The sequence below is a fragment of the Phyllobacterium sophorae genome (assembly GCF_003010965.1).
Classification (GTDB): domain Bacteria; phylum Pseudomonadota; class Alphaproteobacteria; order Rhizobiales; family Rhizobiaceae; genus Phyllobacterium; species Phyllobacterium sophorae.
The window spans coordinates 1-25,808 of record NZ_PGGM01000010.1 but is presented as its reverse complement, the minus strand read 5'-3'; the positions used below and the strand labels follow the sequence as shown (position 1 = coordinate 25,808).

The window sequence follows — 25,808 nt, the reverse complement described above, 5'->3', positions numbered from 1 at the left end:
ATTGGTAGCCTTTTTTGCTCTCAAACGAGTTCGTATTACCCGTGGCAAAGACGTCGCTTACGACGAGGTATTCCATCGTGGCGTCAATATCATTCGCGGCGAAAACAGCTCTGGTAAATCGACGATATCGGATTTTATCTTTTACGGGCTAGGCGGCGAGTTTGATCGCTGGAAAGACGCCGCAAGAAACTGCACCGCGGTGCGGATGGAAATCGAGACAGAACAGACGATCATTACTGTCCAGCGCGTTGTTGGCACCAAGCAGGAACCGATTTTGGTTTACTATGGCGATCTCGAAGAATCACTATCCAAAGGAATTGACGACTGGCAGCGAGTGTCAATCCGACGTACCCAGGGAAGTTCCGAACTTTCGTTCACGCAAGTGCTGTTTCGTGCCGCGGGCATTCCGGAGGCGCCGAACGTCGGCAACTCGAACATCACGATGCACCAGGTACTTCGCCTCCTTTACGCGGACCAACAGACGCCTCCCGGAAAGCTTTTTAGGTTTGAAACATTTGATACTCGAGAGATTAGAGAAACCGTCGGCCAACTTATCGTCGGCGTGAACGGATACGAGCTCTACGAGAGTCTGCTCCGCGTGCGCGAGCTAAAGGCGGAATATCAGGATAGGGACAGGCTTTATAAGGCGACGGTGATGTCGCTCCCACATTCTGAAGGACTAACTTCGATTGCAGCGCTCGAAGTTAGAATGGCAGAGTTGTCAGCGCGTAGGGATAGTGTCACTACCGAGATCGGCGACGTTGATAATCTCGTTGCAGCGGATCAATCGAAGCAATTCATCGCGCAGCGCCAGGAAATGCAGCGTCGGCTTCGTAAACTCGCTGCCGACTTGCAAGATCGAGAGCAAAGGCTCGTTGATCTCGGGGATGAACAAGAGGAAATCGGCCAGTTCGTTACCTATCTCGAGGAGCAGTTGGCTGCCCTTAATGCAGCTGAAGACCTCTCAGAAAAGCTCGGCAACATCGAATTCCAATACTGCCCGGCCTGTCTGAAACCTCTAACCGATGGTGACACGCAGCATTGCATCGTTTGTCATGAGGTCGTGGACGAGGATAAAACGCGATCAAGGTATTTTGAGCTGAAGGTTGACAACGAGTTGCAAATCCGCGAGTCGCGGCAACTGTTGACTACAAAATCTGCGCAGGCGGAGAAGCTTCAAGCGGAAATTCGAGCGCTTCGCCGAGAATATTCCTCTGCGATATCCGACTTCTCTTCCCGATACGATATCAGTAACTCGCCTCGAGAGAGCTTTCTAGCCGAACGATACAAACTGCTAGGCGGCCTAGAACGCGAGGGAGGATATTTGGAGGAGCTACGAGTCACGCTGCAGCGTATCGATGACTTATCCGCCGAACGCGCCCAACTCAATGACCAGATCGAGCTACTTGATGCAAAAATTAAGCGCCTTGAAGCGTCATCCTATGCCAGGGTCAATAAGGCTATGAACTTGGTGGATGTCATAGGAAAGCGAATATTGAAAGGGGATCTTAAGCGCGAAGACACATTCGAAGATCCCAGGACCTTCTCGATCAATTTCGCGGATGACGCTATGCTCGTCGACGGCAAGATGAATTTCGCCGAAAGTAGTAACGTCGTGCTGAAGAATACCGCGATACTCTCGCTTCTACTGGCTGCGAGCTATGATGCCGATTTCTGGCATCCAAAGTTTCTTCTGATGGACAACATCGAAGATAAGGGGATGGAAGAGAAGAGGAGCCATAATTACCAGCATCTGATTATACAGGAGTCCGTGAAAGCGAAATTCCCCCACCAGATTATTTTCACGACATCAATGCTCGATCCGAAGCTTGAGGCCAGTGGGCTGACTGTTGGCCCACATTACACGCGCGAGAACAAGACGCTGGCCAATGTGTGAGAGGCGGCGCCGCTTGATAAGGCTGAGGCCTGCCGGTTCGAGGCTCTACTTGCGGACCGGGATTGGCGTCATTCACTATCGAGACCAAAGCCCCGGGGATCGCCGAATAGCTGCAGCACGATGACTCCGGCGGCAATTCCAAAGAGAGACGGAGGCCGGACTTGATAGACCCAGTGCATGCTGAACGCCGCCGATCTTCTTGATGATGTAGGCATCCCGCAAGCGTCTGGTCAATCAGACTTCGAGATTTGCCAGTTGCGGGAGAAGCTGGAGCGAAATCTCCGGGTTAAGCGTTCATCGAGCAGCCTGCCTGGTGACCTTGCCCCCAGGTTTTATCCAATTCTGAGTTCGCTCCAGCGGTTTTTGGTTGCGGTGTTTGGGACTGTAGCGGCGGGCTGCGATGCGGAGCCATTTCGGCTGCGCAGCACCGCATCCCGTCGCGGGTTGATGGTCTGAGCGAATTCGGCAGGTGTCAACCAGCCGAGGCCTGAGTGCGGTCGGTGATCGTTATAATCGCTGCGCCAGTTTGAAAGAGCTGATCGAGCGTGAGCCAATGACGAGAACAGGGTTTCGTTCAATAGCTCGTCGCGCAGTCGCCCATTGAAACTCTCGATGAAGGCATTCTGGATCGGTTTGCCTGGCGCGATGTAATGCCAATCCACCTTGGTATGATCCGTCCAGTGCAGGATCGCATTGCTGGTGAACTCGCTGCCATTGTCGCTCACAATCATTCTGGGCGTTCCTCTTTCCTGGATAATACCGTCAAGTTCGCGGGCAACCCGCAGGCCGGAAAGCGAGGTATCGGCGACGAGACCCAGGCATTCTCGGGTGCAGTCGTCGACGACCGTCAAAATCCGGAACCTGCGGCCATCGGTGAGCTGATCCGACATGAAGTCCAGCGACCAGCGATCATTGGCAGCCATTGGGATCAACATCGGTGCTCGTGTGCCGATCGCTCGCTTGCGGCCACCACGCTTGCGCACGGTCAGCTTCTCCTCCCGGTAGAGCCGGAAGAGTTTCTTGTGGTTCACAAGGTGTGTCCCTCGCGTCTGAGCAGCACATGAAGGCGGCGATATCCGAAGCGTCGGCGCTCATGCGCCAACGCTTTCATTCGCTCGCGAAGGTCGCGATCATCGCTTCGCGCTGTTTCGTAACGGATCGTCATGCGGCAGCAGCCCATGGTTTTACACGCCCGCCGTTCGCTCATCCCATGCTGGTTCATCAGATGCGCGACAGCTTTCCGCTTGGCTGCGGCGACTGCCGGTCAGGACCGTCTCCGAGCAGCTCGACGTGACGCCGGCTTGATTCTGTCTAGCCCAGCGGTTCGTTCGTTCGGGCTTTTCTTGGCGGCGATTGGCCAGGGGCTCTTCCCGTCCCCTGTCCGTTTCGCGGTGCACTAGGCTCTCGAATATCAGACGCTCCGAACAGCAAGTTACAGTTACTTCTTAATTACCACGTCATACGGGATATCATGAAGCTTTTCGTGCCCTGTTTTCGTCACCCTTATACATTGACTGATCGAAATGCCGAAATCATCGTAGTACAAACCGGGAATGCAGTGTAACGTCATATTGTGCTTAAGGACCGTCTTGTCTCCCGGGCGCAGGCTGACAGTCTTTTCTACCCAAGTTGCAGGAAAGCCAATACCCACGGAATAACCAATGCGTGAATCTTTTTTAACGCCATATTTGGCTATCGTTTTTCTCCAAGCGGCTTCAACTTCCTCACAGGTCACGCCCTCCTTGACGACAGCAAGCGCCTCTTGCAAGCCCTCGATGGCAGCATTTGCATGGTAGAGAAATTTTTCGGACGGCTGCCCGAGGCACATTGTGCGTGATACGGGACAATGATAGCGTTTATATACACCCGCTGTTTCCATATACATATCGTATCTGTCCGGGTACCTGCTGTCATCCCACGTAAGGTGAGGAGCTCCGGCATATTCGCCACCAGGAAATACAGGCGGCGCTATCTGCCAATCGCCCCCGAATTCCTCTGTTCCTCGGATGCTAGCCTCAAGTACCGCAGCAGCCACGTCACACTTTCTGGCGCCGGGTTTGAATGCTTCGACGCAGGCCTCCCAGGCTTTTCTGGTAATCTTGCCGGCGCGCCTCATCATCTCAATCTCGTTGTCCGACTTAATAATCCTTACCCAGTTTACGATAAAGCTGCCGTTCACAAGCTTCGCTTCAGGCAATCCTTGCTTGTATTTTTCGTATGCGAGCGGCGCGATAAAGTCATGCTCCATTTCGATGGCAATCGTCTTTTTGCCGTATCCGAGTTCTTTAATCAGTCCCGATATCCAGTCCATTGGATGCTTAGTTCTGCTGTTAGTGTATTCATCGCTGTACCAATGGACATGATCTTTTGACAGCCACGTTGTTACGTGTGCCCCGACGAACGCATCGTTGTAGCGTCCAATGTACCGCGGCATATCGTCGTCCAGCGCAACTAAGATAGTTTGCTCAACATAATATGACAGAGCATTGTATCCTGACACATAATACATATTGGCCGGATCTGTAATCAATAAAACATCAATTCCTTGCTCTCTCATGGACTGCTTTACTTTGTTTAACCTCTCAAGGTATTCCTCTCGAGTAAACGGTAGGATATTCTTCATTCTCATTCTCTCCTTGTATTGGTTAGCCGTTTCGTTCACCACGCAAGACGGACGGCTTTGTTGACTACGGCCTGTGACAGTTGGCTTTCACCCCCATGCTCCCAGCGCTCCCCATGATCCCCCAGTGAAACGCCGGGTGATGCGTTCGAGCACCTGAGGTGTCCACCCGCGCGGAACGATCTTGAGCTCGCCGTTCGAGCTTCCGAAGGGCAATGCACCATGTTGCGAAGGAAGCATCTCGCGCCACTGGAGAAACGCTGCTCTGGCGAAATTGACAGCGTCATCAACGTCGGAATCTCCGCAGGCCGCCACTTCAGCCAACTCGTCGCCGTTTGCGGGATCAAACACGCTGAGAGTATCTGGCTTCGAGAACCATGCGCCCTTCACATACGCACTTCCTCGCAAAAGGTCTGGCCGTTTGAGCCCGCGTAGTGCCGTGATTGAGGTGCCTCTCATCTAAGACTCCAAGTGGATGTTTGCATACAGTCTATTGCTGCGTCAGCGCCGATCGGCAGCGCAGTTGCGGCTCTTTGGGCTGCATTCCTGCAAACAATAGCTAACTCTTTCGGAATTGAGCGCGCAAAATAACCATTGAGTAAGTAGCGCACGTCAAGCCGCTGCCGGATAGAAGAACGACTCGTGCCCGCTCGGATCGCACCAAGCCTGAGAACACCCAAATAAGGCGAGTCAGCATTACACGCTCGATCATTGGTCAAGCAGCTCAGCCATGGTGCTTTCGCCATTTACAGAAGCTGGCGGGTATATCTGGCTCTTCCCGACGGAAACCACGTTGAGCGCCGTCAGTTTTGCGCCAGGCGTTCCATCCCTTGTACTTGAGGCCGAACCGGCCATTGCCGGTCACGACCGCAGTATTGGGCTAAGCTCAGAGAGCCTAAGGTTCTCCGTTCGCCGTTCGCTTTCATGAAAGGGCGGAAATCACCCAAACGCGATCAGCCGCGTACCTCGTGGACCGTCGGGCCAAAACCGGATCGGACAGTCGTGTTCGCTGTCTGTGGTGTCAATGAAGGACCCTCGCGGTTGGAAAGCCTCGTAGATTGCTTCGGCGTCGGCAGCATCTGTTGCCGCGCCTCACATACGGCTTGACGTAGGCCTGTGGCACGAGCGGAACCTCGTGTCCGATCAGCGCTCGCGCGCCAAATGCGAAGATTTCGGACCGGCGATGGGCTGTAGCGAAACCTACCGCCGATCCAAACCCATTCGAGAGACGCCGCCGGTCCTTACCTTGCCCGATTGATTGCGAGATGCTTCTGCGTACAAACAAATTGAATTTCAGCAATTGAGAAGGGACATGCGGTGGCTTCAAAGCCATCTAAATAACTAAGCATGATCCTTTGATATATTTCGACCGCCTGTTGAGCTGATCTATGTCAACGAATTCGTTGTTCGTATGTCCGCTATCTCCTTCATCGGCGCGCCGGCGCGCAGAAGTCGACTGGCCATGCCGTGCCGGAGAATGTGGGCACCGGTCCGCGTCCATCCACATCTTCGGTAGCCGGCCAACACCGCGCGTTTGACGCTCTTGGTCGTGATCGGTTCGTCGTAGGGGGCAACATGGCGAACCAATATGGCCCGGTTCGATGTCGCGGGCCGCTCCTTGTGTAGATAGGCCGCAATCGCCGCTCCCGTTGCGGAGGCAGAGGCAGAGGCAGAGCATCAGCACGTCGGCTCTTGGCCGACAAGGTTGATCGGCCATCGGCCCAGTTGATGTCGTCAAGCTGAACCTTGACGACTTCGCTGGATCGCAGACCGAGATCGATCAGACAGCGCACCATCGCATAAGCCCGCAGGCGCGACGGAAACGACTGATCAAAGGAACTCAGCAGGTCGTCGATCTCGGCGTCGGTGAGCACCTCTGGCAATGATGCCAGCCGCCAGTGTGCGACCCGGGTAATGGCGGCTTTCAGTTCGTTCACCCGGTCGCCGGACATGCTGCGGAAGCGCAGATAGCAACCAATGATGACGCCGTTCGCGGCGACGGTGGCGGGTCTTCGCCCCTGTTTGCCAAGGACAAAGCGGCGGATGGATGTGGCGCTGACGGTCGCCATGGAGATCGACTGCTCGCCGAAATGCTCGACAAGAAATCCTCCTACCACTCGGCAACGCTTCCGACGCGTGTTTGTCCGCCAATCCCCAGACGTCGCGTATGTGGACATCGAAGCGCATCAGCTCCTGTTCGATGGCGGAATTGCAGGCCGGATACTGCAGCACCACGCCGCCAGCTTCGAGCACCTCCAGAAGATGGCCCAGCGACGCCTGCAGTTCATGGCGCAAACGACGGACCGGGTCGGCTAGGCGGACGCCGGCAAGTGTTCCGAGAGAAAGCGCATAACGGCGCTTTGGCCGCCGATCGCTCCCAGGCCGCACCTTTCCTGAGTCAGCCAATGGACGAAGCGGGCGACGCAGCACATATAGGCGCGCTGCGTGTTCGGCGCATATCGCCTTCGCTGCAAGTGCTCGCCGTACTGCGAAACGTAGGGCTGAAGAATACTGTCTTCCAATCAAGCGCGGGGTTGTGGCTGAAGGATGATCGCTTTTTGCATGTAGATCTCCTACCGAGTTGATTGCGCTCGGAAGGAAACACCAGGATTATGCACGCCGCATAGCTTGAATGCCGACGTGGCGAGTGCATGGATGCTAGCCTCCGCCCGAGAAGACGCAATAGGGGTCGCGACGTCCTAAGCTTAGACAGAAACTCCTCCCTCGATATGGCGTCAAGGGTCTTCGGCGAGTGGAAATCGTCATGCCGCCTGCCCGCGAGGCTGGCTTTCGCCCGTCCGTGGGCTCAGATATTCTGGCCGCACGCCCGGCAGAACCGCCGAACCGTTTCCGCCATGCCGAATTCAAGCGCGTCCGCCGACAATCCATGCCCGATAGATACCTCGGCGAGCTTCGGAATGCGCTTTACAAGCGGCGGCAGGTTCGCCACCGTCAGATCGTGCCCCGCATTGACACCCAAGCCGATCGCCAGTGCCGCGTCTGCTGTTTTGCCTAGCGCCTCCAGGATCGGCCCTGCCTGCTCTGGCGCGTTGTAGCATCCGCCATAGGGGCCTGTGTAAAGCTCGATTCGGTCAGCGCCGACGGCCTTGGCGATGACGACGGCCTCGGCGTCCCCGTCGCCATCGGCGAACAGTGACACGCGTGTGCCCATTTTTTTCAGCCGCGCAATACTCTCTGCCAGAACGTCCCGGTGTTTGCGGAAATCCCAGCCATGATCGGAGGTTGCCTGCGAGGGATCGTCCGGAACCAGCGTTACCTGCTCGGGCGCAGCGCCGACGCACAGGTCCAGGAACTCCTTAGTGGGGTAGCCCTCGATATTGAACTCGGCATCGGGAAATTCATCGTCGATCAGGTTTCGGATGACAGGCAGGTCCGAGAAACGAATGTGCCGCTGGTCGGGCCGTGGATGCACGGTTAATCCGCTCGCCCCAGATTGCAACGCAATCCGCCCGAACCCCTCGACACTTGGCCACGGCAGATCGCGGCGGTTGCGCAGCATCGCGATGGCATTGAGATTGACGGAAAGCGCAGTCGGCATGGCGGGATTCCACTGAAGCGAAGGATGAAACTGGAATGGATCCGCACAACAACGAAAAAGCGATGGCGAGATTCAGTCCGGGGAGATTGTCGCGATTACCTTGTTACTTTGGTTAAATCCAAACTTCGGGATAAAACTGTGCAAGCGCCCGGTCATAGCGCCGCTTTCTGAAAACAGGACATGTCGAAATGATCCTGAAAGGCCTGCCGCAAGGTGTCGGGCGTCAGGGGATCAAGCAGCGGCAACCGGCCAAGATAGCTTACGTTGCCAAGTTGGGGGATGATCTCCAGCGTATCGGTCTGTTTGTCACCGATGAATGCAACACCGAAGACCGGAATAGAACGGCGGCGCAAGGCTTCGAGTGAAAGCAACGTATGGTTGATCGTTCCAAGTTCTGTGCGGGCGCAAAGGATGACCGGAATCTGCCAGCGGGCAAAAACATCGGCGAACACTTGACTTTCAGTCAAGGGAACCAGCACGCTGCCCGCCCCTTCGATGATGAGCGTGGTTTGCGGAGGTGAAATCGCCCCAGGTCGGATCCGAACCTGGGCAATGCTCGCAGCAACATGCGGCGAGACCGGCGTCTTCAACCGCCACGCCCCAGGGACGATTCGTTCAGGCGGTATCCGTCCGAGACGCTGGACAGTCTCGCTATCGGTTTCTCCTGAAAGGCCCGATTGGACGGGCTTCCAGTACGCAGCACCAAGCGCATCGGCCAATGCTGCCGAAAATACCGTCTTGCCGATATTGGTGTTCGTCCCCGTTACAACAAAACGGAGCGTCATGCTTCGCTACCTTTCAGATGCTGTGGTGGAACCCTGCTGTCGTAAAAAGTGGCTGCCGCCAATTTTGTTCGACGGCAGCCAAGTTGCCTTGGGAGGCTGAGAAAGCAAGCGTTGCTCACACCGACGCCCTAGTTCTACTTTGACGAACTGGACGAGCTCAGTCATACGTTCAGGGGCTTGATAATTGACGGCGTTTCACGGCCAATTGGAGCGGAAACCTGCAATGTGCACCGGCGGATCGCAGGATTCCTCAAATCTCAATAGTGGGTCAGTTCAGATGACGCCTTGCGGGGGCCGTGTAAGCCCAATCGCGCCAGTCGCAGTGCGGGCCCGCGCCCGTCGCAAGGCTGTAAGCCTCGCTTGTCCGCAAGTCTGGGATGTTCCGCAGCAATTGCAGCCAGCAGTCTAAACCCGCGGATCGGAATGTCAAAGACGAGAAGGGATGGCAGCGTGTCCACCCGAAACCCGCAAGGACATCCCAAGGGGTTGATATTTGCCGATCCGCTCAGCCCGATCCGGCCAACAATATGATCGTTAGGTGTCTCTCCCTCATGAAGGAGGAAGGATGGATTGCGGAGGTTCTCCATGTTCGCAGCCGGCTCGTACTCGTTCAAATCTGACATTACCGCCCGGACATAATGGGCAGCACGATTTCACAGGATATCGCGAGGACCCGATCCGGATTGACGAAATTCGACGCACAACGGCTATTTCTGAATGACAGACGAGAGGGCGAAAGCGGTGAGCGTGTCCCGTACACCGGGCAGTTCCGCTATCTGTTGCCAGATTTGACGAATGCGATCCGCTTCCAGGGATTCGACCCTCACCAGAAGGTCAAAATCACCTGTCATCACAACACACGCAACGACCCCCGGAATCTTCCGCAGCGCCTGGATGACGTCACCGCCTCTCATACGGTCATGCGGTCAACGAACATCAGCGCCGTGGTGATATGCCGATTGTTCCCGCCTTCGCCGGTCGCAATCGTGTGAGGAAGCCAAACCAAGCACGCTCAAATTTATGCCGGGTACGAACCAATGTTCAAAGCCCGTCCCCGGCTTCATTAACTGAACTGACCGTCACCGGCAACCCGAAGATACAAACCGCCGGACTTTCGATCCGTGCTTTTCAGCCATTCTCAAAACGTCCTAGGCAGCGCGTTTGATCGCATCACCGAGCATGGAGACCATGGTGTCGATCTGTTGCTTTTCCACGATCAAGGGCGGGGAGAGGGCGATGGTATCGCCAGTAACGCGCACCAGCAGGCCCTTGTTGAAGCAATCGACGAAAATGTCATAGCCCCGCGCGCCAGCAGCTTCGGGCCGCGATGACAATTCGATACCGGCGACGAGGCCGATTGTGCGGATATCGACGATATTGGGAAGACCCTTCAGGCCGTGCATCGCATCCTGCCAATGATCAGCAAGGTCTGCCGCGCGGGTCAAAAGGCCCTCCTCTTCGTAGACTTCCAGTGTCGCCAGACCCGCAGCACACGCTGCAGGATGCCCCGAATAGGTATAGCCGTGGAACAGCTCGATCTGGCTTTCCGGACCATTCATCATTGCTTCGTAAACGGCTTCGCTGGCGAAAACCGCCCCCATGGGCAAAGCGCCATTGGTCAGGCCCTTGGCCGTGGTGACAAGGTCCGGCACGACGCCGAAATAATCGACGGCAAACGGCGTGCCGAGACGGCCGAAACCGGTGATGACCTCATCGAAAATCAGCAGAATGCCGTGCTTCTTGCTGATGGCCCGCAAACGCTCAAGATAGCCCTTTGGCGGCAGGAGTACGCCGGTCGAACCGGCGACGGGTTCGACAATCACCGCAGCTATTGTCTCAGCGCCGTGCAGCGCAACCAGACGCTCCAGATCATCGGCGAGGTCCGCACCGTACTCCGGCAATCCCTTGACGAAAGAATTGCGCACCGGATCATGGGTATGACGCAAATGATCGACGCCTGGAAGCAGCGGGAAAACGCGTCGGTTATTGACAAGACCACCAACCGAAATGCCGCCAAAGCCGACACCATGATAACCACGCTCACGGCCGATGACACGGGTGCGAGTGCCTTGTCCTATGGAGCGTTGGTAGGCGATAGCGATTTTCAGCGCTGTGTCGACCGATTCCGATCCGGAACCGGTGAAGAACACCTTGGTGAGGCCGGCTTCCTTGCCGCCAGGCGCGCGCGCTGCCAGCTTCTCGGCAAAATCGAAGACAATCGGATGGCCCATCTGGAAAGATGGCGCATAGTCCATGGTCATCAGCTGGCGTGCAACCGCATCGGCGATCTTCTCGCGGCCGTGACCGGCATTGACACACCACAAACCGGCGGTGCCATCCAGCACCTGAGCGCCATCGACATCAGTGTAGTACATGCCTTTGGCGGCGGCGAGCAAGCGCGGGGCCGCTTTGAACTGTCGGTTGGCCGTAAACGGCATCCAGTAGTTTTCGAGTGACGGCGTGTTGGACATCAGCATGGTTGAACTCCTCTTCTGGCACCAAAGAGCCATGCTTTGCATTGCCCAACAAGTCCTTTTCCATGCTCACCCAAACTGTTGATATTATTGCATCAGTGCGAGAAAGTTGTTCTATATAAAACATCTGAAACAGAAGGATGCAAACCATGAGCATCGATCTTGGCGGACGATTGCGCTTTTTGCGCGAACGGCACGGATTGTCCCAGCGCGAACTCGCCAAGCGCGCCGGTGTAACCAACTCCACCATCTCGCTTATTGAATCCAACCAGACGAACCCGTCTGTCGGTGCGCTGAAACGCATTCTCGACGGGATACCCATCGGGCTTGCCGAGTTTTTTGCCCTGGGGCCCGACCGCAGGCAGAAGGTGTTTTACGAGTCACGCGAACTGGTCGAGATTGGCAAGGGCAATATTTCCTACCGCCAGATCGGGGAAAACCTATTCGGGCGGGCACTGCAAATATTGAAGGAACGCTATGAGCCAGGCGCGGATACCGGCAAGGTGCCACTTGTGCATGAGGGCGAGGAGGGCGGGGTCGTCATCAGCGGGAGGATCGAGGTGACGGTCGATGATGAGCGGCGCATTCTTGGCCCGGGCGATGCCTATTATTTCGAAAGCCGCCGTCCGCATCGCTTCCGCTGCATCGGTCCGAACCCATGCGAAGTTGTCAGCGCCTGCACGCCGCCGACTTTCTGACAACTATCTTAGCGACGCCGGTAAACGATGGTCGGCAGGTTGTGTTCAGGAGTCGTCTGCGTCCCAGCCTTACTATTTGGTTGTCCCAGGCAAATAGTACGAGCATGCAACATTGATTGTGAAAAGATAACACAAAGCAAAAAAAAGCGCTTGATCCATAATATTGCCAACGGACCCTTTAGGGCTCTCTTATGTTCGTTTGCAAGCTCTTTAGTCACGATTCTTTCCTTTCCGGCTTTGACGACGAAAGCACATGCGCGAAGCTGTTGAACAAAGGAGGAGGCAGGGCGTTTAGACGACGGCTGGCATACTCTTATGCGCGGGTTGGGTACCGCATTTCCGTGTGTTCGTCTGGGGCTGCCTCTGTCTAATCTCGGACTTGGAATTTATCCGCCACATAGAGCCTGCGAGGGTTCCCCACCGGAGCCCTGCCTCCATCTTTGTCCAACAGCAGATGATTTTAAATTTTGGGTTAAGCGTCTCTCTTCAAGCTGACCATCGGCATTTAGCCTTTAGCTGTGGGAGCGACCTCCTGTCCAATCGCCCATAGGAATGCTGCCATTTCTCGGGCAATGGCGGTGACAGCGACGACCTTCGGCTTGCCTGCCGCCATCAGTTTTCGATAGCGCGCGCAAAGCCGCACCTGGGCTTTCCAGGCAATCTCGCGAACCGTTCTTGGCAGGTCATCCAGCCGCGCCTGGATCTTCGGGCTCACGCGAGCCGGGAAGCGATATGTCCAGGCCGCTTCAACGAGTACCCTTCGAGCCCTTGTGTTGCCGGCCTTGGTGATCCCAGCGCGCTTGACCCTTTCGCCCGTTGAGCGTTCCGACGGCACAAGACCCAGATAGGCCATCAACTGACGGGGATTATCGAAACGCCTGACATCGCCGATCTCGACCACAAAGGTGACCGCAGTCATGAACGCGACGCCGCGCATCGCTTGATAGGCTGCCACAACCGGTGCCATCGACCAGGATGCTGCGGTCTCCACCACCAGCTTGGTCAGCCGATCCAGACGCACGCCGGCATCCTCGATGGCCTGGCAATATTCTGCCAACAGAATTTGGTGGGCGGGATGATCGAAGGCCTGGCATGCCAGCCATCTTGTATGGGCGCGCGTCCAAGGCGTGCGGCCAGTATAGATCCGGCCGTGGCGCAGGAGAAAAGGACTGGAGTTGTTGGCGTGCCTGCTTCAGCGCATCGTTGGCAGCCTCGCGAGCCCGCACCAGGTCGCGGATCGCCTCATGGCCTTCGTCCGGAACCCAGACAGAGGTCAGTTCGCCCGCCCGGTGCAGGCGCGCCAGACTTACGGCATCCCGGCGGTTTGTCTTCACCCGGTCGCCCGCACGCTTGGGCACCAGGGACGGCGCCACGACCACACAATCGTGCCCCAATTCAACAATCTGCCGGTAAAGACCGTAACCGGTCGGGCCGGCCTCGTAGCAAAAGTGAGGCTTGGCCCCGCGTCGGGAAAGCTTGTCGACCATCGACGCCACCGACGCCGGCTCCGAAGAGATGTCGCCGAAAAACCGCACCTCGCCGTTGCGCACCCCGTCCGCAACCGCAACTGAAATCTTCAGCTTCGACGTATCCAAGCCGATGAAAATTACGCTATTCTCTTTCATGGTTCGCCCTCGCTAAGCGTGGGGCTCGGCTCCGGCCTATCCAGAGCAACCCCCGAATTCAGCTTACTGCGGGGGCGGGCCACCTTCACCCCGAGAACATACGGTCTAATAGGTCTGCGGCGGCTCTGGCCTCTAACGACTAATTGCCGTTGACCCTGGCATCAGGACAGCCGTACCGGCAACATTATCAGACGACCTTTACATACTTGCGCAAGTCGCGAGCACCGGGTGCGCGAAGCGTGCCTGCGCTTCCAAACGGCGGAGAGAAACCCCAGCCAAGAGACTTCGTCATAGAAGGAACATTAACAACCAAGTGATTTCCCATCTCGACGGCGATTTTTAGTCGCACGTCGCACACGACTCAAATTCGATCCATTCCTTGGTTTCTTCTGGTTGCTGGGAGCTACGCCAAAACACAAAGAAGTTCGAACATAACCGTTGCATCGGTAATAGCGGTGAGTCCATTAGAATCTAATGGAGGAGCAACCTCCACGTCTGCCCCTACCAAATTCAGACCATCCAGCAGACGAATCATTTTCTGAGCTTCTCTGGTTGGGAAGCCGCCGATCTCGGGAGTACCGATACCCAAAGCCATGGACCGATCAATTGAGTCAATGTCGATCGTCACGTAGGTAGGTGCATCGCCAACGATTTGTCGAACTTGGCCATAACGGAAGAGACACCGCGCTCGATGAACTCCTCCATGTAGACGATCCTAACACCTTGGGATACCGCCCAACCTTGCTCATCTAGCGCATAGGTTGGACCACGTATCCCGATCTGAACAGTCTTGTGAGGGTCGATCGGTTTTTCTTCGATAGCTCGCCTGAAGGGCGTGGCGTGCGTGTAGGGGTTGTTCCCAAAATAAGTGTCGTTGGTGTCCGAGTGAGCATCGAAATGGATAAGTCCCACGGCCTGGTCCCGTGCCACGGCGCGCAGAACAAGGAGCGTCACAAGGTGGTCCCCGGCGACCGAAAGAGGTAGCGCGCCCTCCTCTGTAACTCTCTGTATATCAGCCCTTATCAGTTGAGTGCATCATCTACGATCGGGGTTTACTTCGACATCCCCAACATCAGCTACGTTAGCAATCTTGAAACGCTCGATCTTTGTGACGTGATGAGTGCTCCGCATCATGATCGAGTAGTTGCGGACTTCCCGTTGTATTACCGTCCCAAGGAAGACCGATCAGCGCGATGTCGAAGCCTTCCGCCGTTATTGCCGCCGGCAAACGCATAAATGTCGAATGCCCTGCGAACCTCGGCACTTTGCCGCGTCAAGAGGTTGATTGTACATCGGATCCATTTTGATCTCCAGGCACTAGCGAAAAGCTACCGGCTAATCAACTAAACGATGGACTTCCTGCGCAGCTACAAACCACCCATGCACAGGTACTTCATCTCGAGATAAGCCTCAAGACCGTGACGCGAACCCTCACGACCAATCCCTGATTGCTTCATGCCGCCAAAGGGCGCGGCCTCAGAGGACATGCGTCCCGTATTGATTCCGACCATGCCATATTCAAGGGCTTCAGCAACGCGCCAGACACGCTTGAGATTGGAGGCATAGAAATAGGCTGCGAGACCATAAACGGTATCGTTTGCTTCGCGAACCACCTGGTCGGCATCATCAAAGCGGATGATCGGCGCGAGCGGTCCGAAGGTTTCTTCCTGGGCAATTCGCATTGTGCTTGCCACTTCTGTGATCACCGTGGGCTCGAAGAATGTCCCGGACTTCCCGATACGGTTGCCACCGCAACGGATTGTACCACCCTTGATTACGGCGTCGCGCACATGGGCTTCGATTTTGGCAAGAGAACGATCATCGATAAGAGGACCGATCGCAACATTGGGATCGAACCCGTCACCGACACGTAATGCACACACACGCTGAGTGAATTTTTCGGCGAACTCATCATGCACATTGGACTGCACGTAAAGCCGGTTGGCTGAAACGCAGGTCTGGCCCGCGTTGCGAAACTTGGCTTGGATAGCGCCCTCGACGGCAGCATCGACATCCGCATCATCGAAAACGATGAATGGGGCGTTGCCACCGAGCTCGAAGCTTATCTTTTTGATTTGGTCCGAGCACTGCCGCATTAAGAGCCGCCCGACCTCTGTTGACCCGGTGAAACTGATCTTGCGAACGTTGGGATTGGAGCAAAGTTCCCGGCCAACCGCATCGCCTTCGGAGGCATAGATCAGGTTAAGGACTCCCTCCGGAAAACCTGCCATCCGGGCAAGAGCGAACATGGCGCCAGCGACGAGTGGCGTTTGCTCTGCGGGTTTCAGGATGACCACGCAACCGGCGGCGAGCGCCGGCGAGATCTTGCGCGCCACCATCGAGGCGGGGAAATTCCACGGGGTAATTGCCCCGACGACACCGACCGGCTGTTTGATCACCAGCATACGCCTGTCGTTGGATGGCGCTGAAATCGTCTCGCCGTAGATGCGATTAGCCTCCTCGGCATACCATTGGAGATAGGCTGCCGCGTGCGCTATTTCAGACTTCGCCTCTGCGAGCGGCTTGCCCATTTCGGCCGTCAAAATGGCGGCAAAATCCTCGCTGTGGTTGAGGATCAGCTCGTGCCATCTCCATAACGTGTCGGAACGCTCGCGCGCAGTCAGCGCCCCCCACTGTTCCTGCGCTGATCGAGCTTTGTCTATTGCCTTGGAAACATCCCCGGCATCCATGTCTGGAAGTTCCGCCAACAGCTCGCCTGTGGAGGGATTGAAGACAGAAAAGCGCTTCGTGGCCGCAGCCACGTTCCGATCAGGCACAGAGGCCAGATCAACAAATAGCTCGGGATTTTTCAGATGCCTGGTCAGCGACTGTGTCACGGTCACCGCGGTCCCCCCTCATGATTTTAAGTTTCAACGTTCGCCGCAGCGAATATCAGGTAAACGCATAAAATGGTAGTGCCGGAGCCACCCAAGAAAGATCGCTCCGGCCCTTGCGTCTTCGCTGGATTTGCTTGCCGATTGACTAGCCAAGCGCGATGACAGCCTCAATCTCAACTTTCGCGCCCTTCGGCAGGGCCTTCACTTCATAGCAAGCGCGCGCGGGAAATGGTGTCACAAAGAACCCGGCATAGACACGGTTGATTTCGGCGAAATCGCCAAGATCAGTCAGGAGCACAGTGGTTTTGACTGTCTTCGAAAGTTCAGTGCCGGCCGCCTTGGCGATCGCCGCAAGGTTCTTGAGGCACTGCTCGGCCTGCTCGACAGCGTTAGCAGAATTGAACTCGCCAGTGGCGGGATCGATTGGCAACTGCCCGGACACGAACAACAGGTCGCCGACCTTGATGGCCTGCGAATAAGGGCCAACAGCCTTAGGGGCATCGGTCGTGGAAATATCGGTAATCATTGAGTTCTCCTAAAAATTAGTTGGTTTGGTGGTGTCAGGCATAACGGGCGATCGCCAGATCGGTGGCGTCAATTTCCGGCTTGCGGCCGCTGACGAGATCGCTGATCACCCGTGCCGAGCCGGTGCTCATGGTCCAGCCGAGCGTGCCGTGACCGGTATTGAGGAAGAGCCCAGCAATCTGCGTCGGGCCGATGACCGGCGTGCCATCCGGGGTCATTGGTCGCAGCCCGGACCAGAAGGTCGCCTTGGCGACGTCGCCGGCGGGGAAAAGATCGGTAACCGAGTGTTCCAGCGTGCGCCGACGGGCCTGCCCGAGATCGTTGGTATAGCCGGAGATTTCCGCCATCCCGCCGACGCGGATGCGATCGCCAAGCCGTGTGATCGCGATCTTGTAGGATTCGTCCATTACCGTTGATCGTGGTGCCCGCGAGGCATCGGTGATCGGGACCGTCAATGAATATCCCTTGACAGGGTAGACGGGCAGTTTGACGTCGTAGGGCTTCAAAAAAAGGGGCGAATAGCTGCCGAATGCCACCACGACCGCATCTGCGCTGATTATTCGTTCGCGATCGGTCACAACCCCGCGCACGCGCCGCCCTGCCTCGACATCGAGCCGTTTGACGACCGTGTTGTAGACAAAGCGGACACCGAGGCGATCTGCAATAGCGGCCAGCGCGTTGGTGAACTTGAAACAGTCGCCGGTTTCGTCCTTCGGCGTCAGCAGGCCGCCGACGATCTTTTCGCGGACATGGGCAAGCGCCGGTTCAGAACGGACGCAGCCATCCCGGTCCAAAACTTCGTAAGGGATTGCGTCGGCCGCCAAAGCCTTAACGTCCTTTGCAGACGCATCGAGTTGTTGCTGTGTGCGAAACAGCTGCAGCGTTCCCCGCATGCCTCCATTATAAGAGATTCCGGTTTCCGCACGCACCTGAGCTAAAGCAATGCGACTATAATCGGCGAGGCGAAGCATGCGGCTTTTGTTAATCGCATAGCGTTCGGACGTGCAGTGCGACAGCATCTTCACCAGCCAGGAAAGCATGGCAGCGTCAAATTTTGGTCGAAGGATCAGTGGTGCATGCTGCATGAACAGCCATTTCATCGCTTTCATGGGGATGCCGGGCGCTGCCCATGGTGAGCAATAGCCGAACGACACTTGGCCAGCGTTGGCAAAACTCGTCTCCAGCGCGGGACCCTGCTGGCGGTCGATGACAGTGACCTCATGACCTGCCATTGCCAGTTGATAGGCGGTCGTCACGCCGACGATGCCGGACCCAAGTACGATGACTTTCATGATTTCTCCAATGATGGGTTTGTCAGGCTGTTAGCGATACTGCCGGTGATAGCGGTCGCCGAGGCCGGTCAGGATTTCATAAGGTATGGTGCCAGCGTCGCGCGCAAGGTCCTCCAGCGTCTGGTGTGGACCAAGTACTTCGACCTGACTTCCCAACGTTAGGTCGCCCTCAGACAGGGCAGATGCATCGACCGTTATGCTGTCCATGGACACGCGACCCACGATCGGAAGGCGGGTTCCCTTGTAGTAGACGGCCCCACGTCCGCTCAGGCTGCGCGGCAGGCCGTCGGCATATCCGGCGGCGATCGTCAGGAGGCGCGCTTCTCGCTGCGTGACATGAGCGCCACCATAGCCAACCTTTGTGCCCGCCGGCACGATGCGCGTTTGGACAACAGCGACATCGAGGCTGACCACCGGCTCCATCGGGTTCGGCTCCCCGGCCGTCGGCGCGCCGCCATAAAGGGCGATGCCGGGGCGGGCGAGGACGCCATGATAGGTTTCGCCGAGAAATACGCCGCTGGAGTTGGCGAAGGAAATATCGAAGCCGGCGAATTCATCGGCAATGCGGCTCATCTCAGCAAGCTGCTCACAGTTCTGCTCGCTGTCCAATTCGTCAGCCGAGGCAAGATGGCTCATAATGAACAATATCTCGACATGACTGTCATCTCCCAGTGCCTCCGCCAAGGCCTGGCGCTCTTCCAGTGGAAAGCCGAGCCGCGACATCCCCGTATCGAACTGCAGCACGGCGGGTAGGGTGCGCTTCAGATGCCGAGCGGCCGCCGACCATTGCTCCCACTGTTGCAGCGAATTCAGAACCGGGATTATGCCGCTTCCCGCGCAGGGTCCCTCGTTACCGGGCTGCAAGCCATTGAGCATGAAGATCTGGGCATCGCGCGCGAGGGTGGGGCGCAGTCTGACGGCTTCAACGAATTGGGCAACGAAGAAATGTCGGCAGCCCTTGTCGTAGAGGGCCGTCGCGATACATTCGGCACCTATGCCGTAACCGTCGGCCTTCACCACGGCCCCAGCACGGCCGGGAGCCAGCATCGAGGATAGTCTTTCATAATTGCGGCCGAGCGCCGAGAGATCAATTGTCAGATAGCCAGTGGCACCTTGGACCGCCGAGCCAGTGCTCGTGCGGGGAACTAAAATACTGCTATCCATTTTCGACCCTCTCGACTAAGAGGGAACTTATGCAATAATGAACGAAATTGTCTGCTATTTGATGATTGATTGTTGCGATTTCGGGACTATTTTCCGCATAATCAATCAAATTTTGGAATGATCTATCATGACCGCTCTGGACACGATTGACCGCAATATCCTAAGGCTCCTGCGCCTTAACGCGCGCATGAGCAACGCGAAGCTCGCGGCGGAGGTGGGGCTGTCACCGTCCGCTTGCCTCAGGCGCATCAAACTCATGGAGCAGTCGGGGGTTATTCGCGGCTATACAACACTCGTGGACACCGCAAATACGGACGCGACGATCGCGGTGATCATCAACATCACGCTAGAGCGGCAGACGGAGGATTATCTCGATCGGTTCGAAGCGGCGGTCCGCAAACATCCAGAAATCCGTGAATGCTATCTGATGACCGGCGGCTCTGATTATCTGGTACGTGTGGAAGCCGACAATGCAGGTCAATTCGAGCGTATCCATAAGGAGATATTGTCGACTTTGCCTGGCGTATTGCGCATTCATTCCAGCTTCTCGATCCGGAATGTGCTCGCTGTCCGACCGAAGGCAAGGCGCTGAATCTAGCGCCGCCCTGCGACGCTTAGCGACTAGGCCTCCGCATGGTGCCGGGATTTGCAAGGCTTGCGGCACATGGGCTGTCATTTTTTGAATGACTTCGAAGACGCTGCACCGCCGGGTGCGTCTTTCTGCCGTTGACTGCCCCTGACATGCCGCAAGACTTCTTGAAAAAATCAAGTTCAACCTGTTGCTGCCCAATCTTGCGTTCAAGTTGGACAATGCGACGACGGGCTTTCGTCAACGCATCGGCACGACGCTGTCCAACCGACCGTGCAAAACCTGCCGCCAAGGCTTGCCGATCTGGTGGTGCCTTGGGAGGCCGTTTCTTTGGGCGCCCCGGTCGACTCGGCGTTAGATTGCCACACACCCGCAATTGTTCACGCCAGGCACATAAGCGTTGGCGGTGAATGCCCAGTTCATCAGCCGGCCGGCTGACGTTCTCCCCGCTTTGCCTCAGTAGGAGCATGGAGAATTTCTCTTCTTCGCTAAATCTCGGCTTTCTTCCAACCATTTCCAGTCCCTGCAATCCAGAAACTGTCTGCTATTTATTTGTCTCAGTCGAGGGGTGCACTCCACGATGTCCGGGATTTACCGGAATCGATGTCCCGTTAATCTGGAATCCGCAGTGCCATGCTCAACATTGCGGCGACGCTTCTAATCGATGTCGTCGAGCGTCAACATCGCGACCTCGCGGGCGCGCAAGCCATATGTGATCATCAGCAACAGCATGGCGTAATCGCGTCGGCCAACGACGGTGCGGCGATCGGCCTGGTCGAGCATCTTCTGGACGGATTCGACAGACGTTGTCGCGGGCGTCCGTTGCCGAGCGCCTTGGCATCCACGTGCTGAGGTTCATGGCGCAAAACGATGCGCCAGCCGGCAGCTTCACGATCGAGGGCGAACGGTCGACCCGTCTGGTGCGCCCGGTCTGGGCGAGGATGGCGACATCGCGCTACTGTTGCACACCTCCGCGCCACGTCGTCCCAAGCCGGTGCCGTCAGCCACGCTAATTTCGCCGCCTCGGTTGCCCATATCTAATCGCGGCGGTGCTGTCCTCGCTCGCCGCCAATAGCGCATTTTGCTGGTAAAAACGCTTCCCCACACGAAGACCCGGTCGATCCAACCCTTCAGGATTGCTGGCATCAACCACCACCACAGAGGAAACTGAAAAACAACCAGGTCGGCCCTATCGAGTTGATCGATGGCACGCATGACGTCTGGAGGCAAAGTGCCCAAGTCGGAAGTGGCCTTGTTCCGATAGGGGCTAAAAAAAGCCTCGTTTAACCGTTTGGCATAGTGGTGCTCGGCTTCCAGCGGATCAAAAGCTTCTCGATAGAGATCCACCAGTTCTACACTGTTACCATTCCACTTAAGTTTTTCCTGGGCGCTCCGAGCCAATTGAACGTTCAAAGAGTTCTTTTCCGGATGTGCCAAAAGAATAAGCGTGTGCATGTATAACCACCAATCGGTTACTGCTTCTTTACGTCGGCTTGCATCATAGTTGAGATCGCCTTTGGCGCCTTGCAAGCCGGGCTTCGATCTCAGCCATAGTTCCTCGATCGTTTTCCTAACAAGGGGCGGCTGGGATGAGATGAATGAATTCAACCGCGATGGTCAGGCCAAATTGCTCGACAACGGCTCAGATCTACTTACGCATAACACAATGGCGATCAAGCCTTCTCCAAACTAGACGACGACTTCTTCACTAGCAATTAGTCGACAGAGAGGCTCCATTGGCTCCATTGCATTGTGTCTGTAATGGGGACTGCACCGAGCGAGCGGTAAAAAGCAATTCCCGTCTCGTTTGATGAGAGTGTTCTCCACTGAATCTCGTGGCATCCGCTTTCGCGGGCAAATTGCACCAATATCCTAAACATTGCTCTCCCAATTCCCGAACGCCGCAACTCGGGTTGAAGATAGATACAATCGAGATAAAGGTGGGTTTTTGCTGACCATGTCCAAAGCCTGATCGAGGCGGTCATGTATCCTCTAAGGGGGTCGGGACCATTACCTCCCTCGTCACAAACCCAACCGAACAACTGGGCAGGTGATCCAAAGAACGCCGAGTTCCATTGGGCGCTCAGGTCCCGGTCCGCGATCGTCACCTCTTCCAAAGCTGCATGTTCGTCGCAAAGCTTGCGCAGTTGAGAAAAATCTTTTGGGCGCACAACTCTGATTTTCACGATATTCTCCCTTTGTCGTAACTGGTCTTCAGGTAATCCGAGCTTGACGGAGCGATGTACGTCGAGGATCTTCTCACGCAGCAGTCTGGTTTGGCATTTGCTTTAGCCCGCATACTTACGGCCACAACGGAGACCTTGGTGGACCTCGCCACGAGCACATTCTGCACAGCCGCTAAAGTGGCGATCTGTTCGTTCACGCAGCGAGCCGCGCACTTGGCAACCATCACTCCGATGGAGCTGTGATCGAACTCCTATGCTCTGCCCCACTGATCGCATCCCTGGCTATGGCCGGGGATGCGATCAGGCACATTGCCTCAGCCCTTGCAGAGATCAGCGGTCTTGCTGCCGTCAGGCAGATTGGCTTTGCCGTAGTCGTATTTGCCGAATACAGCCATAATCTCGTCGGAGCCAATATAATCCTTCAATACGGCGTTGAACGCGTCGACCGTAGCCTGCTCGTTGAGCGAGAAGGCGATGGCGGCATAGCCGGGCGGGGTGGGTGAGGCGAACGGATCGGCCAACTCAACGCTGTGGTCCTTCTTAATAAGTCCAGTCGCGTTAAAGAAGTCTAGAGAGCCTGCTGCGGCTCGGCCGGCCTTCACAGCCTGCAAAATCTCCGGCGGTCCGGCGACCTGCATGAGCTTATCGCCGGCGAAGCCTAATTTTTGCGCCGCCTCGACCGAGGTGTAGCCCGCGCCAGTGACGAGCGTAAGCCCCTTGTCGCGCACATCCTGGAAAGAATGTAGTCCTTCGGGGTTCCCCTTCGGCACGAGCAGCGCACCGTTCTCCACGGCGACCGGTTCGCTGAACAGCACGTTACGGCAGCGGTCTGGCTTGATCCACATGCCGGCTGTGACAATGTCGAAGCGACCCGCCTGCAGGCCGGGGACAAGTGAGCCCCATTCGGTTACGACCGGCTCGATTTTGGTCGCACCCATCTTCTTCAGAATGTCGAGCGTTATCTCGTTCTCCACGCCGAGCGGTTCGCCGTTGGGACCGGGATAGGCGCCGGGAGGCTCGTTGGTGAAGCCGAGGCGGATCGTTTCTCCATTCTTGATCTTCTCAAGCAGCGACTCCGCCGACGCCGAACCGGCAAACGAGGCGACTGCCACCGCCGCCATGCCCAGTGCCGCCATCCCCCCCAAGATTGCAGATCTAAAGCTGTAGTCCTCGTGCTTCCACATTGGTTAGTCCTCCCGTTTTCGTTTCGCTACTCGTCTCCCACAACGCATCGTGAGACATCCGACGGTTCGGGTTATCGTGCAGACCTTAGAGTCGCGCCTCGGTAGCCCTGGGATGTTCGAGCTAGCCAGGCCACTTAGCACGCGACTTTATGAATAGCACCCCAACGGAAGCGCCTTTCTGCGAACCGCTCGGTGCGGACGCATGAAAGCGGCGTTTTAGACGCGTGCACACAGGCAAACTGACATGCCCATTTGTCCCGACCGATTTTACTTGTACTGTTGGTCTGATCCCAGAACACTGGATCGTTGAAAATCGGAGTTTCCGCGGTAAAATTCCGTGGGTGGAAGGAGCGAGCGGCGAACGATGAGGCATCGAGTTTTCCGACGCGCAGATGGCCGTCATCCTGAAGCAGGAAACGGGCGGGGTTCCCGTTGCGGAGAGGCAGGCTGCGCGGGCTTGTGACCGATTTTAGATGCTGCAGGACGTGATCCGCTGAGAACTGTAAACTTGGGCACATACGGGGACGTGTGCGTGGAGCGACGTGTCGATCCGGCGGCCTGCCGGGTTCTGGAGTTCGACATCTCGACCAAAACTACGGGTCCCGCCGCTGCGACCAGGCTGGCATCGGAGCTCGGTTCAAGGACTTTTGCGCGACGCGGATCCGCAATGGCTACCGGCATGTCCACATCACGCTGGAGCACGGGAGGGACATAACATGAAACGAACCTATCGCATTTACAAAGACGTGGGCCTTTAGCTCAAGAACACGCCACCGAAGCGCCCGGTGAATGTGAAGCTCCAGGAGAATCGTGCGAAGGCAGTCGGACCGGACGACTTATGGGCGATGAACTTCGGGCAAGAAGATCCGTGTCCTGAAAGTCATCAACACGTTCTCGCGCTATCTGGCGATGCTTGACCCGCAGATCAACTATCGCGCCGAGGACGTAGCGAGGGTGCTGAAGTAGATAATCCTCCTATCGTCTACCCGAAGCGATCCGGGTCGACAGGGCTTGGAGTTCGTCTCCCACAACCTCGATCTATTGGCTTACACGAAGGGCGTGGGCTTGACTTCAGCCGGCTAGGCAAGCCGACCGGCAATGCCAACACCGTGGCGTTCAACGGTTGCTTCAGGGGGAATGTCTGAAGCCCCATTGGTTCCTGACGCTTTTCGACGCGGCCGAAAAGATGGAGGATTGGCGTAGATACTTTCTTGGAACCAGGCAACAAAAACCCGACAAGCCAAGTTCTCTGGCATAATTCCAGTGCTATACAACAGTCATTGATAGCATCCGCGCTCATGATCGTCCTCCGTAGCGAAAGCGGAGGTCGAACTATCAAGCTCCGCGGTGAGCTTGCATAGGATCTACAACGAGGAGCGCCTTTACCCAATCGCAATTTCGCCCAAAGATGTCCCCAGGACAGACTAAACATCGCTCGTGTATCGCAAGCGCTCCACCGCACGCCAATGCCGGCCGATCCGATCCTGCGAATTAAACGTTGATTCCGAGGACTGTACCTTATTCGGTGGTCGCCTTTTCAACGACACGCTCCATGATCGTGCTGTAGGGGTCAAAACCCGTGCGAGACCAGAAGGCCTTGCCACCAGGATTCGTCTCCACCACTTCGAGAACGATCCTTTCTTTGTCGTTGAAACGAGACTGAATAAGCAGTTCGAGAGCACTGCGGCCATTCCCCGAACGTCGGTGTTGGCGGCTAATGTAGAATTGCCGTAAATAGATGCGTTGCCCGCTCGGCTCCGCATTGTCTGGCTCGAATCGGTGAGTGGCGAAGCCCACAATCTCGCCGTTCTGGATGAAGAGGTCTACCGTCCAATTTTCACAATTCACAAACCGGAGAAACCGCTCCTTGAGTTCCGGGACCGTCATCGGGTTTCGATGCTTCTCGTCCTCTATCAACTCGCGGTTCAACATTGCCAACTTGTCGAAATCTTCGGCTGTGGCTCTACGAATCTCAATTGTCTCTTGAAGCACTTTGATGTTCTCCTGACTCATTCGACTCACGCGGCGGGCTACAAAATATGCTCATGATTTGTCTCGTAATGGCTAAAGCCTGTTCGCAGCCAAAAACCTGCCACCAGGGTTGTTCTCGATGAAGAAACGGATTCCTCTCGCCGGGCTTACCGCGTGCACGGTCGAGTTCATTGAATGTTGCATGCCCCACACTGCCGCGCCGTCGGTGATGAGCAACAAGCGTTCAATTTCCAGATGATGGCTGCGAGATCCGAATACCGACATTTCTCGTCTGAACGTAGCCGTCCAGCGCTTCCTGACCCTTTTCCCTGCCGTAGCCGGACTGCTTTACGCCACCGAACGGTGTTTCTACGCCACCGACGAACCATCCATTGACGTAGA

The 25,808-nt window shown here is 56.4% G+C and carries 20 protein-coding genes and 7 pseudogenes; 5 read left to right on the top strand and 22 right to left on the bottom strand.

What is annotated here, in order from left to right; translation table 11 throughout:
- The first annotated feature begins 1 nt into the window (after position 1).
- Positions 2–1,897: an AAA family ATPase gene (locus tag CU103_RS19645; RefSeq protein ID WP_106665743.1), complete on the top strand. Its 1,896-nt coding sequence runs from the start codon at positions 2–4 to the stop codon at positions 1,895–1,897.
- Positions 1,898–2,229: 332 nt separating this feature from the next.
- On the opposite strand, the pseudogene CU103_RS19640 reads toward CU103_RS19645, so the two are convergent.
- From CU103_RS19640 to CU103_RS32820, 5 genes and pseudogenes are all read right to left on the bottom strand, one after another.
- Positions 2,230–3,149 (bottom strand): annotated as a pseudogene (locus CU103_RS19640) (IS3 family transposase); the annotation flags it as partial.
- 186 nt (positions 3,150–3,335) lie between these two features.
- Positions 3,336–4,520: a M24 family metallopeptidase gene (locus CU103_RS19635; RefSeq protein ID WP_210203799.1), complete on the bottom strand. Its 1,185-nt coding sequence runs from the start codon at positions 4,518–4,520 to the stop codon at positions 3,336–3,338.
- A 228-nt stretch (positions 4,521–4,748) separates the two neighbouring features.
- Positions 4,749–4,976, bottom strand: a pseudogene (locus CU103_RS32655) (aldehyde dehydrogenase family protein); the annotation flags it as partial.
- A 927-nt stretch (positions 4,977–5,903) separates the two neighbouring features.
- The gene (locus CU103_RS32825; RefSeq protein WP_425350618.1) at positions 5,904–6,104 is read right to left on the bottom strand and encodes a site-specific integrase; all 201 of its coding nucleotides are present in this window, start codon (positions 6,102–6,104) and stop codon (positions 5,904–5,906) included.
- A gap of 86 nt (positions 6,105–6,190) precedes the next feature.
- A pseudogene (locus tag CU103_RS32820) lies at positions 6,191–6,469 on the bottom strand (tyrosine-type recombinase/integrase); the annotation flags it as partial.
- A 217-nt stretch (positions 6,470–6,686) separates the two neighbouring features.
- Here CU103_RS32820 and CU103_RS31480 point away from each other — a divergent pair.
- Positions 6,687–6,833: a hypothetical protein gene (locus CU103_RS31480; protein ID WP_170117069.1), complete on the top strand. Its 147-nt coding sequence runs from the start codon at positions 6,687–6,689 to the stop codon at positions 6,831–6,833.
- A gap of 490 nt (positions 6,834–7,323) precedes the next feature.
- Here CU103_RS31480 and CU103_RS19620 read toward each other — a convergent pair whose 3' ends face one another.
- The 4 genes and pseudogenes from CU103_RS19620 to aptA all read right to left on the bottom strand — a co-directional run bounded on the left by CU103_RS19620 (position 7,324) and on the right by aptA (position 11,338).
- Positions 7,324–8,076, bottom strand: coding sequence for a pyridoxine 5'-phosphate synthase (locus CU103_RS19620; RefSeq protein ID WP_106665741.1), 753 nt, complete (start codon positions 8,074–8,076; stop codon positions 7,324–7,326).
- A 152-nt stretch (positions 8,077–8,228) separates the two neighbouring features.
- On the bottom strand, positions 8,229–8,861 hold the full coding sequence (gene bioD, locus CU103_RS19615; RefSeq protein WP_106665740.1) for a dethiobiotin synthase: 633 nt from the start codon (positions 8,859–8,861) through the stop codon (positions 8,229–8,231).
- Positions 8,862–9,568: 707 nt separating this feature from the next.
- Positions 9,569–9,852, bottom strand: a pseudogene (locus CU103_RS19605) (Lrp/AsnC ligand binding domain-containing protein); the annotation flags it as partial.
- A 157-nt stretch (positions 9,853–10,009) separates the two neighbouring features.
- Positions 10,010–11,338 (bottom strand): omega-aminotransferase AptA, encoded by a 1,329-nt coding sequence (aptA, locus tag CU103_RS19600; RefSeq protein WP_106665738.1) that lies wholly within the window; start codon positions 11,336–11,338, stop codon positions 10,010–10,012.
- Between the two features lie 146 nt (positions 11,339–11,484).
- Between aptA and CU103_RS19595 the strand changes: the two genes are divergently transcribed.
- Positions 11,485–12,033 carry a cupin domain-containing protein gene (locus CU103_RS19595; RefSeq protein ID WP_106665904.1) on the top strand — a complete coding sequence of 183 codons (549 nt, stop codon included), beginning with the start codon at positions 11,485–11,487 and terminating at the stop codon, positions 12,031–12,033.
- 505 nt (positions 12,034–12,538) lie between these two features.
- On the opposite strand, the pseudogene CU103_RS19585 reads toward CU103_RS19595, so the two are convergent.
- The 6 genes and pseudogenes from CU103_RS19585 to alr form a co-directional block, all read right to left on the bottom strand.
- Positions 12,539–13,658, bottom strand: a pseudogene (locus tag CU103_RS19585) (IS110 family RNA-guided transposase).
- A 403-nt stretch (positions 13,659–14,061) separates the two neighbouring features.
- A pseudogene (locus CU103_RS19580) lies at positions 14,062–14,669 on the bottom strand (arginase family protein).
- A gap of 356 nt (positions 14,670–15,025) precedes the next feature.
- Positions 15,026–16,501, bottom strand: coding sequence for an NAD-dependent succinate-semialdehyde dehydrogenase (locus CU103_RS19575; RefSeq protein ID WP_106665736.1), 1,476 nt, complete (start codon positions 16,499–16,501; stop codon positions 15,026–15,028).
- Positions 16,502–16,640: 139 nt separating this feature from the next.
- Positions 16,641–17,021 (bottom strand): RidA family protein, encoded by a 381-nt coding sequence (locus CU103_RS19570; RefSeq protein ID WP_106665735.1) that lies wholly within the window; start codon positions 17,019–17,021, stop codon positions 16,641–16,643.
- Positions 17,022–17,055: 34 nt separating this feature from the next.
- Entirely contained in the window at positions 17,056–18,312 is a 1,257-nt protein-coding gene (locus tag CU103_RS19565) for a D-amino acid dehydrogenase (protein ID WP_106665734.1), read from the bottom strand.
- A gap of 30 nt (positions 18,313–18,342) precedes the next feature.
- Complete coding sequence (alr, locus tag CU103_RS19560) at positions 18,343–19,476, bottom strand: alanine racemase (RefSeq protein ID WP_106665733.1); 1,134 nt, start codon at positions 19,474–19,476, stop codon at positions 18,343–18,345.
- A gap of 127 nt (positions 19,477–19,603) precedes the next feature.
- Here alr and CU103_RS19555 point away from each other — a divergent pair, with 127 nt between their 5' ends.
- On the top strand, positions 19,604–20,068 hold the full coding sequence (locus tag CU103_RS19555) for an Lrp/AsnC family transcriptional regulator (protein WP_106665732.1): 465 nt from the start codon (positions 19,604–19,606) through the stop codon (positions 20,066–20,068).
- 22 nt (positions 20,069–20,090) lie between these two features.
- Here the strand turns inward: CU103_RS19555 and CU103_RS19550 are convergent, their stop codons facing one another.
- The 5 genes from CU103_RS19550 to ehuB all read right to left on the bottom strand — a co-directional run bounded on the left by CU103_RS19550 (position 20,091) and on the right by ehuB (position 23,435).
- A complete protein-coding gene (locus tag CU103_RS19550) occupies positions 20,091–20,534 on the bottom strand; it encodes a hypothetical protein (RefSeq protein WP_245448913.1) in 444 nt (147 codons plus the stop codon).
- 188 nt (positions 20,535–20,722) lie between these two features.
- Positions 20,723–20,848, bottom strand: coding sequence for a site-specific integrase (locus tag CU103_RS32525; RefSeq protein ID WP_280954609.1), 126 nt, complete (start codon positions 20,846–20,848; stop codon positions 20,723–20,725).
- 105 nt (positions 20,849–20,953) lie between these two features.
- Entirely contained in the window at positions 20,954–21,595 is a 642-nt protein-coding gene (locus tag CU103_RS31120; RefSeq protein ID WP_146147817.1) for an NAD(P)H-dependent oxidoreductase, read from the bottom strand.
- 185 nt (positions 21,596–21,780) lie between these two features.
- The gene (locus CU103_RS19530; protein ID WP_170117068.1) at positions 21,781–22,251 is read right to left on the bottom strand and encodes a GNAT family N-acetyltransferase; all 471 of its coding nucleotides are present in this window, start codon (positions 22,249–22,251) and stop codon (positions 21,781–21,783) included.
- 314 nt (positions 22,252–22,565) lie between these two features.
- On the bottom strand, positions 22,566–23,435 hold the full coding sequence (ehuB, locus tag CU103_RS19520) for an ectoine/hydroxyectoine ABC transporter substrate-binding protein EhuB (protein WP_245448892.1): 870 nt from the start codon (positions 23,433–23,435) through the stop codon (positions 22,566–22,568).
- 556 nt (positions 23,436–23,991) lie between these two features.
- Here ehuB and CU103_RS32105 point away from each other — a divergent pair.
- Positions 23,992–24,639: pseudogene (locus tag CU103_RS32105) on the top strand (transposase family protein); the annotation flags it as partial.
- Between the two features lie 314 nt (positions 24,640–24,953).
- Here CU103_RS32105 and CU103_RS19510 read toward each other — a convergent pair.
- Positions 24,954–25,448, bottom strand: coding sequence for a GNAT family N-acetyltransferase (locus tag CU103_RS19510; RefSeq protein ID WP_245448891.1), 495 nt, complete (start codon positions 25,446–25,448; stop codon positions 24,954–24,956).
- A gap of 202 nt (positions 25,449–25,650) precedes the next feature.
- The coding region (locus CU103_RS19505) for an aldehyde dehydrogenase family protein (protein WP_146147816.1) at positions 25,651–25,808 on the bottom strand (158 nt) is incomplete at its 5' end.